General features: G+C 72.2%; 14 protein-coding genes. 8 read left to right on the top strand and 6 right to left on the bottom strand.

Annotated elements, in window-relative coordinates; genetic code table 11:
• Positions 1-36 precede the first annotated feature (36 nt).
• On the top strand, positions 37-726 hold the full coding sequence (locus IF12_RS0112060) for a Crp/Fnr family transcriptional regulator (protein WP_030158415.1): 690 nt from the start codon (positions 37-39) through the stop codon (positions 724-726).
• A 180-nt stretch (positions 727-906) separates the two neighbouring features.
• Here IF12_RS0112060 and IF12_RS0112055 read toward each other — a convergent pair whose 3' ends face one another.
• The gene (locus tag IF12_RS0112055) at positions 907-1587 is read right to left on the bottom strand and encodes a 1-acyl-sn-glycerol-3-phosphate acyltransferase (RefSeq protein WP_030158414.1); all 681 of its coding nucleotides are present in this window, start codon (positions 1585-1587) and stop codon (positions 907-909) included.
• Positions 1588-1811: 224 nt separating this feature from the next.
• Here IF12_RS0112055 and IF12_RS0112050 point away from each other — a divergent pair, with 224 nt between their 5' ends.
• Positions 1812-2582, top strand: coding sequence for a carboxylesterase (locus IF12_RS0112050; protein ID WP_035748851.1), 771 nt, complete (start codon positions 1812-1814; stop codon positions 2580-2582).
• On the top strand, positions 2575-3057 hold the full coding sequence (locus tag IF12_RS25630) for a hypothetical protein (RefSeq protein ID WP_051704288.1): 483 nt from the start codon (positions 2575-2577) through the stop codon (positions 3055-3057). The genes IF12_RS0112050 and IF12_RS25630 overlap by 8 nt, the downstream gene beginning before the upstream one ends.
• A gap of 56 nt (positions 3058-3113) precedes the next feature.
• Here IF12_RS25630 and IF12_RS24120 read toward each other — a convergent pair whose 3' ends face one another.
• Together IF12_RS24120 and IF12_RS0112035 are read right to left on the bottom strand one after the other, a co-directional pair.
• On the bottom strand, positions 3114-3743 hold the full coding sequence (locus IF12_RS24120; RefSeq protein ID WP_051704287.1) for a hypothetical protein: 630 nt from the start codon (positions 3741-3743) through the stop codon (positions 3114-3116).
• Positions 3740-5095, bottom strand: coding sequence for an NAD(P)/FAD-dependent oxidoreductase (locus IF12_RS0112035; protein WP_035748849.1), 1356 nt, complete (start codon positions 5093-5095; stop codon positions 3740-3742). Before IF12_RS0112035 ends, IF12_RS24120 begins: the two co-directional genes overlap by 4 nt.
• A 162-nt stretch (positions 5096-5257) precedes the next feature.
• On the opposite strand from IF12_RS0112035, the gene IF12_RS0112030 reads away from it, so the two are divergent.
• The gene (locus tag IF12_RS0112030) at positions 5258-6382 is read left to right on the top strand and encodes a cytochrome P450 (RefSeq protein ID WP_035748848.1); all 1125 of its coding nucleotides are present in this window, start codon (positions 5258-5260) and stop codon (positions 6380-6382) included.
• Between the two features lie 51 nt (positions 6383-6433).
• Complete coding sequence (locus tag IF12_RS0112025; RefSeq protein WP_133884364.1) at positions 6434-6925, top strand: NUDIX domain-containing protein; 492 nt, start codon at positions 6434-6436, stop codon at positions 6923-6925.
• A 116-nt stretch (positions 6926-7041) separates the two neighbouring features.
• Here IF12_RS0112025 and bioD read toward each other — a convergent pair whose 3' ends face one another.
• From bioD to bioA, 3 genes are all read right to left on the bottom strand, one after another.
• The gene (gene bioD / locus IF12_RS0112020) at positions 7042-7704 is read right to left on the bottom strand and encodes a dethiobiotin synthase (RefSeq protein ID WP_030158402.1); all 663 of its coding nucleotides are present in this window, start codon (positions 7702-7704) and stop codon (positions 7042-7044) included.
• Between the two features lie 18 nt (positions 7705-7722).
• Positions 7723-8868, bottom strand: a complete 1146-nt coding sequence (locus IF12_RS0112015; protein WP_231492547.1) for an aminotransferase class I/II-fold pyridoxal phosphate-dependent enzyme — start codon at positions 8866-8868, stop codon at positions 7723-7725.
• Between the two features lie 391 nt (positions 8869-9259).
• The gene (bioA, locus tag IF12_RS0112010) at positions 9260-10657 is read right to left on the bottom strand and encodes an adenosylmethionine--8-amino-7-oxononanoate transaminase (protein WP_081913518.1); all 1398 of its coding nucleotides are present in this window, start codon (positions 10655-10657) and stop codon (positions 9260-9262) included.
• Positions 10658-11183: 526 nt separating this feature from the next.
• Here bioA and IF12_RS0112005 point away from each other — a divergent pair.
• From IF12_RS0112005 to IF12_RS27025, 3 genes are all read left to right on the top strand, one after another.
• Positions 11184-12488, top strand: a complete 1305-nt coding sequence (locus IF12_RS0112005) for an MFS transporter (RefSeq protein ID WP_051704285.1) — start codon at positions 11184-11186, stop codon at positions 12486-12488.
• A gap of 90 nt (positions 12489-12578) precedes the next feature.
• Positions 12579-13832 carry a TIGR00300 family protein gene (locus IF12_RS0112000; protein WP_030158388.1) on the top strand — a complete coding sequence of 418 codons (1254 nt, stop codon included), beginning with the start codon at positions 12579-12581 and terminating at the stop codon, positions 13830-13832.
• Between the two features lie 243 nt (positions 13833-14075).
• Entirely contained in the window at positions 14076-16817 is a 2742-nt protein-coding gene (locus tag IF12_RS27025) for a cellulose binding domain-containing protein (protein ID WP_035748845.1), read from the top strand.

Genomic DNA, 16817 nt, shown 5'->3' with positions numbered 1-16817 from the left:
ACCCGCGGACCCGGGACCCACCGAAGGGGGAGAACTATGGGTGTCAGCCCATCTGAAGACCCGCTTGCAGGCGTCGCCATGTTCGCCGGCCTCGACCCGCAGGCACGGCGACAGATCGCGGGGGTGGCCGTACAGCGCCACTACCGGCGCGGGCACCTGCTGTTCTTCGAGGGCGAGCCCGGCGAGTCGCTCATCATGATCCGGTCCGGGGCGGTGAGCGTCTTCCGCACCGCCGCGACCGGCGAGCGGGCCATGCTCCACGTCGCCCGCGCGCCCGAAGTGCTCGGCGAGGTCTCGCTGCTGGACGGCTCGCCCCGTTCGGCCAGCGCGGAGGCGCTCGAGGACACCTCGGCGCTGGCGCTGGCGCGGTCCTCGTTCCTGGAGCTGGTGCACGGCAACCCGAAGATGCTCGACGCGGTGCTGCGGTCGATGGGCATGATCGTGCGGCGCCTGACCGAGCAGTCCTCGGACCACGTGTTCCTGGACCTGCCGGGGCGGGTGGCGAAGACGCTGGTGCGCTTGGCGGAGCAGCACTCCTCGCCGATGACGACGATCGAGTTGAACCAGACGCAGCTCGCGGAGATGGCCGGCGGTTCGCGCCAGAGCGTGAACCAGGCGATCGGGATCTTCGCGAACCGGGGCTGGCTGCGGACCGAGGGCCGCAAGATCGTGGTGGTGGACCTGCCGGCGCTGCGGCGGAGGGCAGGCTTCGGCGGAGCCGAATAAGAAGCATGGCGGCGGAGCCGAGAACTTGACGGAAGCGCAGCGGCGGAGCCGAATGCCCAGTCGAGGTTCAGCGGCGGAGCCGAGAACCGGACCGAAAGGCAGCGGCGGAGCCGGACCGAAGCGGCAGTGCCTCATCGGAAGCGCATCGCCGGCGCCGAATAGTAATAAGGTGCGGCCGGTCTAGGCCTCCTGGCCGCGTTCCTTGAGCTTCGCGGCGTACTCGTCGACGTAGTCCTGGCCGGAGAGTTCGCGGAGGGCGTCCATGACCTCGTCGGTCACGGCCCGCTCGATGAACCGGTCCCCCACCAGCTCGCGGTAGCGGCTGAAGTCCAGCGACGGGCCGATCTTGATCTTCACGCGGCCGCGGCGCGGGATCCGCTTCCCGATCGGCTGGAGCTCACGGGTGTTGAGCATCGCGACGGGCACGACCGGCGCCCCCGTCTGGAGGGCGAGGCGGGCCACCCCGGTCTTGCCGCGGTACAGGCGCCCGTCCGGCGAGCGCGTCCCCTCCGGGTAGATCCCGAACAGGCGCCCCTCGGAGAGCACGCGCTTCCCGGTGTCGAGCGAGGCGTTGGCGGCCTCGCCGCCGGCCCGGTCGACCGGGATCACGCCGACGGCGCCCATGAACATGCGGACGAACCAGCCTTTGAGGCCGGTGCCGGTGAAGTACTCCTCTTTCGCGATGAACGTGACCCGCCGTTTGACCACCAGCGGCAGGAAGAACGAGTCGATGACGGCGAGGTGGTTCGAGGCGAGGATCGCCGGCCCCCCTTCGGGCACGTGTTCGAGCCCTTCGACCTGCGGGCGCCACACCGCCCACAGCAGCGAGCCCAATGTCGCCTTCAACACCCAGTAGATCACGGGTCCAAGCGTATCGGCACCAGTCAATCTCCGATATCGGGAACACCGCCGGGCCCCGCGCGGTTGCGCTCAGAGAGGTCGCGCGGCCCGCGCGACCGGGTACGGAACCCCTTCCCGCGCGGTGGCAGCGACCGGCGCACCCGTGCGAGAATGGGCAGGCAGCGCGAAAGGGGACCGGCAATGGCGAATCCCACGCCCCGTCAGTCAGCGACCCGGGAGGCGACGTGACGACCGATTCCGAGGAGTTCACGTTCGACCTCGGCTCCGAGGCGAAGGCGACGATGCTCCTGTGCCACGGGTTCACCTCTGACCCGGCGAGCATGCGCCCGTGGGGCGAGTACCTCAGAGACTCCGGCTTCAACGTGATCGCGCCGCTGCTGACCGGCCACGGGGACACCTGGCAGGTGCTCGCGAAGTCGACCTGGCAGCAGTGGTACGCGCGCCTGGACGCCGCGTTGGACGAGGCGCTCGCTCTGGGGCGGCCGGTGTTCGCCGGCGGCCTGTCGATGGGCGGTTCGCTGTCGCTGCGGCTCGCGGAGCTGCGCGGGGGCGACCTGGCGGGCCTGGTGCTGGTCAATCCGGCGATCTTCGACGACAAGCCGCACGGGTTCCTGGCCCCAGCGCTGCAGTACGTGATGCCGAGCGTGGCCGCGATCGGCTCCGACTTGAACAAGCCCGACGTGCGCGAGAAGACGACCAGCCGCACCCCGGTGGCGGCGTACGCGTCGCTGCGGCGGCTGTGGAAGGTGACGCGCCCGGAGCTGGCGCGCGTGACCGTGCCGCTGCGGATCTTCACGAGCGCTGAGGACCACGTGGTGAACCCGCGCAACAGCGCGGTGATCCGGGCGGGCGTGCGGTCGAAGGACGTCGAGTCGACGGTGCTGCAACGCAGCTACCACGTCGCGACGCTCGACTACGACGCCGAACTGATCTTCAGCGAGAGCGCCGCGTTCATGGACCGGCAGCTGGTGCGAACCCGAGGCGTCCATGACTGACCGCGGCGACGAACCCGAGAGCGGCGAGCGCGAGGACGGCGAGCTGCGTCCTGAGGACGTGGACCGGCGCTTCGAAGAACTCGTCAAGGCCTTCGGCGAGACCGAGTCGAAGCAGCCGACCGGCTACGAGGTGGAGGCCGAGAAGCCCGAGCCCGAGCCGGCCCCCGCACCGGAGCCGGACGAGGAGCCGACGCTGCTGGAGCTGTGGGACGCCGAGCTCCCAGAAGACGAAGAGGACCGGTACGAGCCGCCCGAGCCGCCGCCGCTGCCGTGGCCGAGCCTCCCGGCGATCGGCGGCCTGCTGCTCATCATCGGCGGGATCGCGATGGTGGTGAACCCGGGCCTCGCGCCGCTGGGCACGAACCCGGGGCGCCTGGTCGGCATCGTCGGGTTCCTCATCGGCGTGTGGCTGCTCATCAACCGGCTGCGGCCGGACCGGGACGCCGACGACACCGACGACGGTGCCGTGGTCTGAACCCGGCGCGGCCGGCCAAGCGCCGTGCCTAAGGCTTCGCTTCGCGAAGGGCCCGTTCAGTTCTTGGGGGCGAGCCAGGAGAGGATCGCGTCGAGCAGGCCGTCGGCCGCGGCGCCCTTGAACACGTCGTCGGGCCCGCCCGCGAAGGTCAGCGGGGCCACGCCGTAGGCGGCGGTGACCGACTGGACCTCCTTCGACTGCGACTCGGACTCGCTCACCACGAGCAGGACCGGCGGGCCGCCGACGGGCTTGGGCGGCTGCTTGGGGAACTGGCGCGGCGACACGAGCACGAGCCCCGCGGCCGGGTAGCGCCCGGCGGCCAGCGCCGCCCAGGCCGCGCCCTCGCGGTGTCCGATGAGGACGGCCTGGCGGGGGACGGTGACGGCCGCCTGGACCACGTCGTGCGCGCGGGCGTCGAGGCCGCCCTCCGCGGCGGGCGTGCCGCCCTGGCCGCGGACGCTCACGGCCCCGGCGTACCGGCCGGTGCTGGCGATCCGCTTGAGCCACGAGGCGTTGAAGGCCGCCGCGCCGGCGGGGTCGCCGGTGCAGCACAGGACCGGGCTGGCCTCCGGGTCGTCCTTGATGTCGGAGTCGAACAGGTCGGCGGGCTCGAGGTAGGCGATCTCGCGGGCGACGGGGGCCGGCTCGGGGGTGCGGGCGCGCCGGGCCCAGGCGGTGAGGCTCATTTGGCGGGCTCCTGTTCGAGGGTGTCGATGATGCGGCCGAGGCTGGCGAGGTACTCCTCGGCGTCGACGGCGAGCTGGTGGCGCGGGGAGGTCCCGTCCGGTTCGGCCGCGGACTGGGCGGACTCGGAGACGACCTGGGTCTTGAAGTTCACGGCGCGTTCGGGATCGCCGCGGCGCACCTCCAGCCAGTGGGCGATGGCGTGGGTCTGCCAGTGGACGATCGGCAGGACGCCGACGCCGGGTTCGACGAGCCCGACGACGGCGAGGGTCTCCTGCTTCGGGGAGAACATGCGGGCGAGGAGCCGAGGGAAGGGCGAGCCGTCCTCGACGCCGAGGAGCCTCGGGGAGACGCAGGTGATCTTGGGGCGGTAGCCGGTGGCGAAGACGACGAGGTCGGGGCGCATCTCGGTGCCGTCGGCGAAGGCCACGTCGAGCCCGTCGAAGCGGGCGACCTCGCCGCGGCGCCGGATCGAGCCGTCGCCGACGTGTTCGAGGTAGCGGCCGTTGCGCACCGGCTCCTCGACGGCGGGCCCGTGGTCGGGCACGTCGATGCCCATGCGGGCGGCGAGGCGGCGGGGGCCCTTGACGAGGCGGTCGGTGAGGAAGCGGCGCAGGAACTTCGGGCGCGCTCCGATGCGGGCCAGCGCGAAGTCGGCCGGTTCGCCGCCGAGGTACTTCGGCAGGTGCCAGGAGCCGCGGCGGACGGAGTGGACGCAGCCGGCGGCGTTCACGGCGGCCTCGCAGGCGATGTCGACCCCGGAGTTGCCGCCGCCGACGACCAGGACGTTCTTGCCGCGCAGGCGGGAGGCGTCCTTGAGCTGGGAGGAGTGGAGCACGGTGCCGCGGTACTGGTCCTGGCCCGGGTAGGACGGCAGGTTCGGCTCCCAGTGGTGGCCGGTGGCGATGACGACCGCGGCGTAGCGCAGGCGGCGGGCGGCGTTGCCGGCGGCGGGTTTGACGACGACCTCGAAGCGGGAGCCCTCGACCGGTTCGATGTGGGAGATCTCCGAGCCGTACCAGATGTGCTCCGACAGCCCGAAGTGCTTGGCGTAGGAGGTCAGGTAGGTGAGCATCTGGGCGGCGGAGGGGTAGTCCGGCCAGTCGTCGGGCATCGGGAAGTCGGGGATCTCGGTCTGGGAGCGGGAGGTGACCAGGTGCGTGTTGGGGTACAGGGGGCTGTGCTGGTTCTGCGGGTTCCACAGACCGCCGAGAACGGTGTCCCGCTCGTAGCAGTCGACTTCGAAGCCGTTCTCGCGGAGGTTCTTCACCGCGATGAGGCCGGAGGCTCCGGCGCCGATCACGCAGACGGCCTCGCCGCGGTCGTAAGCGGCTTGGGAGGAGTACTCCTGCAAGGGACGGTCTCCTTCTGTGGGCATTCGGTCTTGTGCCGGACGGCGCCTCCGCGGCGGGCGGGCGCGGCGCGCGCGATGGCGGGCCGGCCCTGGGGCGCCGAAGGACTGCAAGCAGATTACCGTGAGCGGGGCTCGTACTTTCGGGGGAGGTAGGCTGCGCGCGTGCTCTTCGAGCTGTGGAAACATCCCCGACCCGACGCCGCGGTCTTCCGCCGGGAGGGGCAGGTGGTGGTGGCCTCGCACCGTCTCGCCAGGCAGGTGCTGGCCGACCGGGAGCGGTTCTCGGCCGCGAACGCGCTCGACGCGGTCACCCCGATCCCGCCGGCGGCGCTGCGGGTCCTGGCGGGGCACCGGTTCCGGCTCCCGGCGACATTGGCCAACAACGACACCGAGACGCACGAGTGGATCAGGGCGGGGTTCGGCGAGGCGTTCGCGCCCGAGCGGGTCGAGGCGCTGCGGCCGTGGCTGACGGGCCTGGTCCGCCGGGCGGTCGCGCAGGTGGCGCGGCGGCTGCGTGAAGGGGAGCCGGTGGATCTGGACGCGGCGGTGTCCTCCGAGATCCCGCTGGCGGCGCTGGCGCGGCTCCTGGACCTGGAGGTCGCGGCGGCGGCGCAGGTCAAGCACTTCAGCAGGGCCGCACTGGAACTGTTCTGGGGCGAGCCGACGGCCGAGCGGCAGATGGAGCTGGCGCGGATCGTGGGCCCGTTCCACGCGACGCTGCGCGAACGGTCCCGCGAGGCGACCGGGATCAGGCGGGAGCTGCTGGAGGCGCACGGCGAGGACGCGGCCACCGCGGCCCTGTTCTTCCTGCTGGTGGCGGGCCAGGAGACCACCTCGCAGTTCCTGACGCTGCTACTGCACCGCCTCATGACGGAACCGGAACTGCTCGGCGCGGAGCCGACCGCGCTGGTGGAGGAGGGCCTGCGGCTGTTCCCGTCGATCACGTCATGGCGGCGGGTGGCGCTGCGGGACACCGAACTCGACGGCCTGCCGGTGAAGGAAGGCGAGTCGATCCTGGTGTGGCTCGCCGCGGCGGGCGTCGACGAGGGCGTGGCGGCGTGCCCGGCGAAGATGGTCCCGGGCCAGCGCGGTTCGCGCAGGCACCTGGCGTTCGGGGCCGGTGCCCACCGGTGCCTGGGAAGCCAGTTGTCAAGGCTGGAGGCCGAAGTGGTGGTGACCGAGCTGAAGCCGCTGCTCCCCCGCTGCGAAGTGGTCGCCGCCCCGGTGAGCGACCCGAACCTGTCCTTCCGGATGCCGAGCCCCTTGGTGATCCGACGCCGCGGATAGGCCCGCAGAAACGCGTTGCTCTGCGACGCGGGCGTTTGCGAGGCTGACCGGATGAGCGAACTCCTGGACTTTCGACAGCGGGCCTGCGCCTACGTGCTCCGGCACCGCCCCGGGCGAACGGCACCGGAGGTGCTGGTGATCGTGCATCCGGAGGCGCCGGAGGCCGGCGTGCAGGTCCCCGGCGGCGGGGCGCTGGCGCACGAGACGGCGGGCGAGGCGGCGATCCGAGAGGCGGTCGAGGAGACAGGTGTCGCCGACCCGCGTTTCGGCGAGGTGCTGGGATCGACGCTCATGCGGGCCACTCTTGGGGCCGTGGGCTTTCAGGTGACGACCTACAGCTGGCTGCACACCGTTGAGGAGCGCAAGGTCTGGGAGCACTCGGTGGTCAGCGGCGACGGGGACGACGGGCTGCGTCTGCGCTGCGAGTTCCGCCCGGTCGCGGAGGCCGCGATCGATTGGGGCATGGACCGGTTCCTGCCTTCGGCGGTGCGGCGATTCGAGGCGATGCGGGCACCGGGGGTAGGGGCGCCCGCATCGCGGTGATTCAGCCGTTATCAGGCCAATTCACAGCCAATGTAACCGAGCGCGGCCAACTCGGGCCGTCGCGTGCATCGCGCGGCCCGGTCGGTGTCCGAACCGCACCGGCCGATCACACGCGACTACATGGGGCCCAGGCGGGTCGGGAGGTCGAACCACTCGGCCGCCGCGAGGCGGAAGGCCTCCGGGTCGAGCGCAGCGGCGTTGTCCGGAATCCAGCCCAGGCGCGGCCCGGGCAGGTCCTTGAGGTTCTCGTACTCGGCGAGGCCGGGATTGACCGGCCAGGCGCCGATCACCACGGCCGCTTCGATGCCGCGGCGGGCCAGCGCTTCGAGCGTCAACGCCGTGTGGTTGAGGGTGCCGAGCCCGGCCCGGGCGACCACGACCGCCGGGCAGCCGAGCTCGACCGCGAGGTCGCGGGCGGTCCAACCGGACTCGCCCAGTTGGACCAGCAGGCCTCCGGCGCCTTCGAGGAGCACGACTTCCGCCCTGGAGTCCAGGACGGCGTCGGCGACGTCGGCGAGCCCGAGCAGCGGCAGGCCGCTGCGCCGCGCAGCGGCGAAGGGCGCCAGCGGATCGGGGTAGGCGGCGAGCGCGCGGGCCGGGGCGCCCGAGAGGCGGGTGACCTCGGCGGCGTCGTCATCGTCGCCGGTCTGGGCGATCTTGACGACTTCGACGCTGCGGCCCTGGCGCATGAGCCAGACCGCGAGCGCGGCGGTCGTGACGGTCTTGCCGACCCCGGTGTCGGTGCCGGTCACCAGGACCGGGCCTTCGAAGGTGATCACCGGCGGGACTCGCTTTCTTCAGAGGACGGGAGGACTGGCCGCAAGCGGCGGGCGGGCCTCGGCGACGACGGCCAGGGCCCGGTCGAAATCGGCGGTCGGGACGCCGGTGTTCACGGTGATGCGCAGCCGGGAGCGGTGGTCGGGGGTGGACGGCGGCCGGAAGCAGCCGACGGCCACGCCGCGTTCGGCGCAGCGCGCAGCCCAGCCGGTCGCGGCGCGGGCGTCGCCTGCGGCCGGTGCGAGCACGCCCGCGGCGGGCGCGGGAGCGCCGAGGGACGCTGCGGCGCGGGCGGCCCTGCGTGCCAGTTCGGTTCGGGCGGCGTCGGATTCGCGGGCGATGGCGAGCGCGGCGCTCGCCCCGGCGATCACGGCCGGAGGTGGGGCGGTGTCGTAGACGAAGGTGCGGCCGGTGTCGTGGAGGTGGCGGCGCAGCGTCGCGGGCCCGGCGACGATCCCGCCGGCCGCGCCGAGTGCCTTGGAGAGGGTCGCGGTGACGACGATGCCAGGGTCGCCGGCGAGCCCGGCGGCCGTGACGCCGCCGGCGCCGCGGGGGCCGATCGTGCCGATCGCGTGGGCCTCGTCCACGAGGAGCAGTGCGCCGTGGGCGCTGGTGAGCGCGTGGATCTCGCGCAGCGGCGCGGCGTCGCCGAGGACGGAGTAGACCGATTCGATCGCGACGATCGAGGGCCGGAGGGCGAGCAGTTGCCGCTGGAGGTCGTCGAGGTCGTTGTGCGCGAACGTGTCCGAGCGGCCTCCGGTGAGGCGCGCGGCGTCGTGGAGGGAGGCGTGGGCGTGGGCGTCGAGGAGGACCGGTCCGGTGAGGGCCGCTACCGCGCCGAGGTTCGCGAGGTAGCCCGAGGAGTACAGGACCGCGGTCTCGCTGCCGGTGTGGCGGGCGAACTCGGTCTCGAAGGCCTCGTGCAGGTCGGTGGTGCCGCGGACGAGCCGGGAGCCGCCAGCGCCGAGCCCGTGCTCGGCGAGCGCCGCCGAGGCGGCGCTCAGGACCGCAGGGTGGCGCGAGAGCCCGAGGTAGTCGTTGCCCGCCAGGTCGATGGCGGTGTCGCGGGGGCGGGCGGTGCGGGTGAGCCCGGCCTTGGCGCGGAGGTCGGCCTTGCGGCCCAACCGGTCCCAGACGGCCGCAATGCCGGGGGCCGAAGGAGGCACCGGGAGAACGGGCGGCGTCGCATCGGCCCGCTCGGACACCGAACGCGGGCCGCCGCCTTCATGAACGGCCGGCGCGGGTTGCGCGACCGCGGCCTCGTGGGCACGGCCGAGGTCGCGAGCGCGATCGGACCGTTCACTCGCCGAACCCGGGCCGCCGCCAGCGAGAGCGGAGGGCGCGACCACGGCCTCACGGCCTTGGACATCGCCAAGGTCAGAACCGCGATCGGACCGTTCACTCGCCGAACGCGAATCGCCGCCGACAGCAGCGGGCGCGGGTTCGTCTCCCGCCTCAGGCTCGCCTCCTGCCACGCCGTCGCCACCATGAGCACGCTCGGCCGCCGTCATGCCGCCGCCTCCGCTTCCGGCCCCCGCGCCACCGGCATCGCGGGCCTCACCGTTCCGTCACCTCGTCGATCGCCGCTTCCAGCGCGTTCACCAGCAGGTCGGTCTCGTCCTCCCCCAGGATCAGCGGCGGCATCAGGATCACCGTGTGGCCCAGCGGGCGGAGCCACACCCCTCGTTCCCTTGCGGCCCTGCACACCTCGAAGCCGGTCCGCTCCCCCATCGCCGCCATCTCCACCCCGATCATCGTGCCCAGGCGGCGGACCTCCACCACGCCTTCCTTCTCCCCGACCGGTTCGAGCAGCTTCCCGAGGCGCTCACCGAGCCGCGCGGCCTGGCCGATCACGTCCTGCTCCGCCATCACCCGCAGGTTCGCCAGCGCCGCCGCGCAGCACAGCGGGTTCGCTGTGTACGTGTGCCCGTGGAAGAACGTGCGCGGCGTGCGGTCGCCCGGGCGGGTCAGGAAGGCCTCGTAGACGTGCTCGGCCGCGAGCACCGCCGACAGCGGGAGGTACCCGCCGGTGATGCCCTTGCCGCAGGTCAGCAGATCGGGCACGACCCCGGCGTGGTCGGCGGCCCACATGCTGCCGGTGCGGCCGAAGCCGGTCGCGACCTCGTCGAAGACGAGCAGCGCGCCATGGGCGTCGGCGAGTTCGCGGGCCAGCCGCAGATAGCTCGCGTCGTAGTCGAGCATTCCGGCCGCGCCCTGGATCATCGGCTCCACGATGATCGCGCAGACCTGGTCGCCCGATTCGCTCATGGCCGCCCGGAGTTCGTCCGCGGCGAACGCGAGGCGCTCGCCGGGGCCTCGGTCGCGGCTGCCGGGCGTGGCCACGCCGATGGTGTCGAGCAGGAGCGGCTTGTAGGCCTGGTGGAAGAGGTCGTGGCCGCCGACGGCGACCGCGCCGAGGGTGTCGCCGTGGTAGGCCTGGTCGAGCCGGACGAACTTCGGCCGGGCATGGCCGGTCTGGGTCGAGTACTGGTAGGCGATCTTGAGGGCGGCCTCGACCGCGGAGGAGCCGTCGCCGGCGTAGAAGGCCTTGGTGAGCGCGGGACCGTCGCCTGTGGGGGCGAGGGCGACGAGGGTCTCGGAGAGTTCGATGCCGGGGGTGTGGGTGGTGCCGAGGAAGGTGGAGTGGTCGAGGCGGGCGAGCTGGGCGGTGATGGCGGCGTTGATGTCGGGGTGGCCGTGCCCGAGGGTGGTGGTCCACAGTGACGAGACGCCGTCGAGGTAGCGGCGGCCGTCGACGTCGATGAGCCAGGGGCCTTCGGCGCGGTCGACGACGGTGGGTTCGTCGTCGGTCCAGGTGGCGTGCTGGGTGAACGGGTGCCAGACGGCGGCGGCGTCGCGCGCGATCCAGGAGGCGCTGTCTCGATTCCGAGAGTCGTTGCCGCGCAGGGCGGGAGCCGCGCCGTCGCGGGTGCTCGGTCCGGTGGGGTGTGCCATCGCGCGACTCCTTAGATGGTTCCTACAAAGCTCTTTGGAGGGTATCGTGCCGGTTCGCGGGTCGCGGCCGGGCTCGGCGGTCGCGGCGCCGGGGCCCGGCTTCCGAGCTTAGGCGTTTGACCGTTATAGATCCGAGGCCGCCGCGACTCCAGTGCGGGCGCGGGCATAGTCTGAGGCGCGGTTCGCGGACGCCGTTTCGGGCGGTCGCGCCGGGCCCTGACGCGTCCGTCCTGGTTTTCGCACTTTGAACACTCTGGGACGCTTGACAACCAGTTGCGTCGGCGGCAGACTGGTGACACTTGTGGCAATCGCGGAGGATTGTCACTAACCGCCCTTTCAGGTATCGCACCCCGGTGACGCTTGCGGGCCGCGGGCCTGCACCCGCGGTCGATGTCCACGGCGCCGACCCGGTACCCGTGGTGGACGCACGCGGTACCGCACCCCGGATCCCGCGGCGGCGCCGCGGCGCCCGTGTCGGCCGCTGCGGCGAATGCGTGCGGAGCCGAGACTCGGCAAGGAAGGCCCCGTGTCGAACCAGAACCCCCAGCCGGCGGCGCCCGGTCCCGCCGACGGTGCGCCGCAAGCGGATCGCCGACCTCGGTTCTCCGAGGTCTTCGGCGACCGCGAGGCCGCCGGGTTCCTCGGCGCGTTCTGCCTCTCGAACGTGGGGGCGATGCTCAACCGCGTCGCGGTCACCTTCCTCGTGTGGGACCAGACGGGCTCCTCGGCCCTGGCCGCGGCCTCCTTCGCGATCAGCTTCGCGCCGTACCTCGGTCTGGCCCAGGTGCTGGGCGCGGTCGTGGACCGCTACGCCTACCGCAGCGTCATGGTCGCGTGCGACCTCCTGCGGGCCGCGCTCGTGGCTTTGATGCTCATCCCCGGCTTGCCGATCCCGGCGATGATCGCGATCGTGTTCGCCGTCGCCGCCGTCCAGCCCGCCTACCACGCCGCCCGCGTGGCGACCCTCGCCCAGATCCTCACCGGGGACCGGTTGTCGGTCGCGGTCGCGCTCACCTTCAGCGCCGGCGCGATGGCGCAGATCATCGGCTACCTCACCGGCGGCCTGCTCTCGGCGGTCGACCCGTACACGGCGCTCGCGGTGAACGCGTGCCTGTTCGTCGTCAGCGCCGTCACCATCGTGGGCCTGGTCGAGTACCGGCCCACGGTGAACCGGCGCGAGGAGCGCCGCCACGTCCTGGCCGAGACCGCCGACGGCCTGCGGATGCTGCGCGACAACAAGGTGCTGCGGACGGTCTCGCTCGGGATCTGGGGCCTGTTCGCGCTCACCGCCGTCCCCGAGGGCATCGCGGTCCTGTGGTCGGTCCACCTCGGCCGGGGCTCGGGGACGCAGGGCGCGATCATGGCCATCGACGCGGCGGGCATGGTCGTCGGGACGCTGCTGTTCGCGCGACTGGTGCGGCCCTCGCTGCGCGACAAGCTCATCCGGCCGCTCGCGTTCTTCGCCCCGGCGGTGCTGGCGACCGCGCTGTTCGACCCACCGCTGGCCGGGGTCCTGCTCCTGGCGTTCGCCGCGGGCGCGGCGGTGATGATCATGGCCCCGATGAACGCGACGCTGGCGCAGTGCATCCCCGACGGCTGGCGCGGTCGGGTCGTCGCGGCGGCGAACTCCGGGCTCCAGCTGTGCCAGGGCATCGCCGTCGCCGGCGTCGGCCTGGTCGTCGAGTTCGGGGTCCCGGTCCCGTACGTGGTCGGCGCGTGGGGCCTGATCGGCTTCGGCTTCCAGTACCTGGTGACCCGCAACTGGCCCAGCGCCGACGAGATCGAGGCGGCCAAGGCCGCCGCCCAGCCCCCGGCCGCCGAGCCCGCCTGACGCGGCGGGTCCTAAGCTCGACTCGGCGTCACTCGACCAACTCGCGGCTCCAGAGCAGTCGCGGCGACCGGGAGCAACAGGAGCACCAACGTGGAACACGCAAAGACCGTCGAGCTGCGCGGACACCTCATCGACCAGGGCGTCTTCGCCCGCGTCATGGACGACGTCCTGGAGTACTCGGGGGCCTACTCGATCGACCGGTTCGACGTGGGGCGGCACCACACCGACGAGTCCTACGTGCAGCTCACCGTCTCGGCCGAGAGCAACGAGCTGCTCGAACGCATCGTCATGCGCCTCCAGACGCACGGCGCGAACCCGCTCGAACCGGGCGTCGCCACGCTGAAGCCTGCCCCGCGCGACGGCGTCTTCCCCGAGGACTTCTACTCCACCACCAACTTCGACACCCAGATCCGCCTCAACGGCGGGTGGATGGACGTCGAGAACTCCGAGATGGACTGCGGCATCATCGTCGCCGAGGACCGCGCCTCGGCCAGGACCCTCCCGGTCTCCGACGTCAAGGAGGGCGAGCTGGTCGTCTGCGGCGGCGAGGGCGTCAAGGTCCTGCCGCTGCCCGAGCCCGAGCGCACGAGCCCGGAGTCCTCGAACTTCGAGTTCATGAGCGGCGGGGTCTCCTCCGAGCGGCCCCAGGCCCTCCAGGTCCGCCAGATCGCCGAGCGGATGCGGGAGGTCAAGGCCCGCGGCGAGAAGATCCTGTGGGTCGGCGGCCCCGCCATCGTCCACACCGGAGCCGGGAAGGCGCTCGAGGCGCTCATCAACGAGGGCTACGCGGACGTCATCTTCGCCGGGAACGCCCTCGCCGCGCACGACATCGAGTCGAACCTGTTCGGCACCTCGCTGGGCGTCGACCTCGACAAGGGCCACGGGGTCCCCCACGGCCACGAGCACCACATCCGCGCCATCAACAAGATCCGCACCTGCGGCTCCATCGCCGAGGCCGTCGAGCAGGGCGTGCTCAAGGGCGGCATCATGCACGCGATGGTCAAGAACGGCAAGGAGTTCGTGCTCGTCGGCTCCGTCCGCGACGACGGGCCGCTGCCGGACGTGCACACCGACGTCATCGAGGGCCAGCGGGCCATGCGAGAGGCCCTCCCCGGGGTCGGCTTCGCCATCATGGTCGCCACGATGCTCCACTCGATCGCGACCGGCAACCTCCTGCCCGCGAAGGTGCCGCTGGTCAGCGTCGACATCAACCCGGCCACGGTGACCAAGCTGGCCGACCGCGGCTCGGCCCAGGCCATCGGCGTCATCACCGACATCGGCCTGTTCTGCGAGCAGCTCGCCGGGGAACTCGTCACCGGATACCGGCGCGACCAGATCGTATAGGATATATCCGCTTTTGTTCGGACCTTCAGGGCGGTCGCCTCGGCGACCGCCCTTTCCCGTGCCTTCAGGACCACTGACATCGATTGACATCACATCGATGTGCCTTTATATTTGGTCGATAAACTAACTCCCGGCATCCCCCTCGGCCGCGCCGCTCCCGGCACGTCCCGGCGCGGCCAGCGCCCGGGACCGCCCCGCGCCCGCGGCGGCGCGCCTTCGATGCCGCCGAAGGAAAGCAGTCCCATGAACAGATCCAGAGCCGTCGGCATCCTGACGGTGGGAGCGGTGACACTGGCGACGGCGGCCGTCGCCACGCTCACCGCCCATTCGCAGGAGGCGCCGGCGCAGGCCGAGACCTACACCTGGAGCAACGCCGCCATCGCCGGCGGCGGCTTCGTCCCCGGCATCGTCTTCAACGAGACCGAGGCCGACCTCATCTACGCCCGCACCGACATCGGCGGCCTCTACCGCTGGCAGGAGGGCTCCCAGACCTGGAAGCCGCTGCTGGACTGGGTCGGCTGGGACGACTGGGGCTACACCGGCGTCGTCTCGGTCGCCACCGACCCGGTCGAGCCCGAGCGCGTCTACGCCGCGGTCGGCACCTACACCAACGACTGGGACCCCAACAACGGCGCGGTCCTGTACTCCGATGACTACGGCGAGAGCTGGGGCGTCGCCGAACTGCCGTTCAAGCAGGGCGGCAACATGCCCGGGCGCGGCATGGGCGAGCGCCTCGCCGTCGACCCCTCCGACAACGCCACGGTGTACCTCGGCACGCCGAGCGGCAACGGGTTGTGGAAGTCGACCGACTACGGGCACACCTGGGCCGAGGTCGCGAGCTTCCCGAACCCGGGGAACTTCGTGGTCGCCCCGGGCGACTCGTACCTGGGCGACAACCAGGGCGTGCTGTGGATCGAGTTCCACGACGGCGACACCTATGTGGGCGTCGCCGACGCCGACAACCCGGTCTACGTCTCCGGCGACGACGGCGCGACCTGGTCGCCGCTGGCCGGCGCCTCCCAGATCGGCACCGTCGACGGCTACGACAACCTGCCGAAGCAGGCCGCGATCGACGAGGTCAACGGCTACCTGTACATCATCACCTCGTGGGACCCGGGCCCCTACAACGGCAACCCGGCCGAAGGCGCGCGCGGCGGCTCGGTGTGGCGCCACGACCTCGCCGACGGCACCTGGACCGAGATCCACCCGGGCACGAACGGCTCCGACTACGACGGCTTCGGCTTCGGCGGCCTCACGCTCGACCGCCAGAACCCCGGCACGCTGATGGTCACGAGCGTCAACGCCTGGTGGCCCGACGAGACCACCTTCCGCTCCACCGACTCCGGGGAGACCTGGACGCGGTCGTGGACCTTCGAGGGCTGGCCCAACCGCGTCGACCGCTTCGACATCGACCACTCCTCGGTCGGCTGGCTCGACTGGGGCATCACCGATCCGCCCGAAGGCGAGAGCAGCCCGAAGTACGGCTGGATGGTCGACGCGATGGCGATCGACCCGCACGACTCCGACCGGGTCATGTGGGGCACCGGCGCGACCATCTACGGCTCGGTGAACCTCACGAACTGGGACGCCGACCAGGTCTTCGACGTCAAGCCGATGGTCCACGGCCTGGAGGAGACCGCGGTGCTCGACCTCGCGGCCCCGCCGACCGGGCCGGAGCTGTACAGCGCGCTGGGCGACATCGGCGGGTTCGCGCACACCGACCTCGACACCGTGCCCGACTCGTTCTTCACCACCCCGACGCAGACGAACGCGCAGTCGATCGACTTCGCCGAAGCCGACCCGTCCGTGGTCGTGCGCGTCGGCGAGCTCGACGGCGAGGTGAACATCGGGATCTCCTCCAACAGCGGCGGCAACTGGTGGGCCGGCCAGGTCCCGAGCGGGGCCACCGGCGGCGGGACCGTCGCGATCACCGCGGACGCGGGCGCGATCGTGTGGGCGCCCGAGGGGATCGCCCCGCAGCGGTCCACCACCTACGGGTCCTCGTGGGCGGCCGTGACCGGGCTGCCGGACGGCGCGCGGGTCGAGTCCGACCGGGCCGACGCGAACCGCGTCTACGGCTTCGCCGGCGGCACCTTCTACTACAGCGCCGACGGCGGCGCGAGCTTCACCGTCGCGTCCTATGCGGACTTCCCCGCCGAGGGGAACATCCGGTTCGGCGCCGTCCCCGGCGAGGCCGGGCACGTGTGGCTCGCCGGCGGCGTCACCGACGAGGTGTACGGCATGTGGCGCTCGACCGACGGCGGCGCGAGCTGGTCGGCGGTCGCCGGGTTCGACGAGGCCGACACGGTCGGCTTCGGCGCCCCGGCCCCCGGGCAGGACTACCCGGCGATCTACGCCAGCGCCTCCTTCGAGGGCGAGCGCGGCATCTGGCGCTCGGTCGACGAGGGCGCCTCGTGGGTCCGGATCAACGACGACCAGCACCAGTGGGGCTGGACCGGTTCGGCGATCACCGGCGACCCGAACGTGTTCGGGCGCGTCTACGTCGGCACGAACGGCCGCGGGGTCATCGTGGGCGAGTCGAGCGACTACGTGCCGGTCGACCCGACGACCTCGGCGTCCGAGTCCGAGCCGGTGACCGATCCGGAGACGCCGACCGACGAGCCCACCGAAGGCCCGACGGAGGAGCCGACCGACGATCCGACCACCGGCGGGCCCTCGGGCGCGTGCACGGCGACGTGGTCGTCGACGAACGCCTGGCCCGGCGGTTACCAGGGAAGCCTGGTGGTCGCCAACGACTCCGGCGCGACCAGCGGCGGGTGGACCGTGACGTGGACGCTCGCGCCCGGGGAGTCGATCGGCAGCCTGTGGGGCGGCCAGTGGAGCCAGAGCGGCTCGACGGTCACGGTGACCAACGAGAGCTGGAACGGCGCCCTGGCGGACGGGGCCTCGGTGACGGTGGGCTTCACCGCCTCCATATCGGGCGGCGCCCCGGTGGCGGCGACGCCGACGTGCGCGCTGCACTGA

The sequence above is a fragment of the Glycomyces sp. NRRL B-16210 genome (assembly GCF_000719515.1).
GTDB lineage: Bacteria > Actinomycetota > Actinomycetes > Mycobacteriales > Micromonosporaceae > Glycomyces.
This window is presented reverse-complemented; position numbering and strand designations above follow the sequence as displayed.

What these genes read in the sequence shown, in the direction of transcription:
- IF12_RS24120 (WP_051704287.1), bottom strand. Translation starts at nt 3,743, where the DNA reads ATGAGCCTCACCGCCTGGGCCCGGCGCGCCCGCACCCCCGAGCCGGCC.
- IF12_RS25630 (WP_051704288.1), top strand. Translation starts at nt 2,575, where the DNA reads ATGACTGACCGCGGCGACGAACCCGAGAGCGGCGAGCGCGAGGACGGC.
- IF12_RS27025 (WP_035748845.1), top strand. Translation starts at nt 14,076, where the DNA reads ATGAACAGATCCAGAGCCGTCGGCATCCTGACGGTGGGAGCGGTGACA.
- bioA (WP_081913518.1), bottom strand. Translation starts at nt 10,657, where the DNA reads ATGGCACACCCCACCGGACCGAGCACCCGCGACGGCGCGGCTCCCGCC.
- IF12_RS0112060 (WP_030158415.1), top strand. Translation starts at nt 37, where the DNA reads ATGGGTGTCAGCCCATCTGAAGACCCGCTTGCAGGCGTCGCCATGTTC.
- IF12_RS0112025 (WP_133884364.1), top strand. Translation starts at nt 6,434, where the DNA reads ATGAGCGAACTCCTGGACTTTCGACAGCGGGCCTGCGCCTACGTGCTC.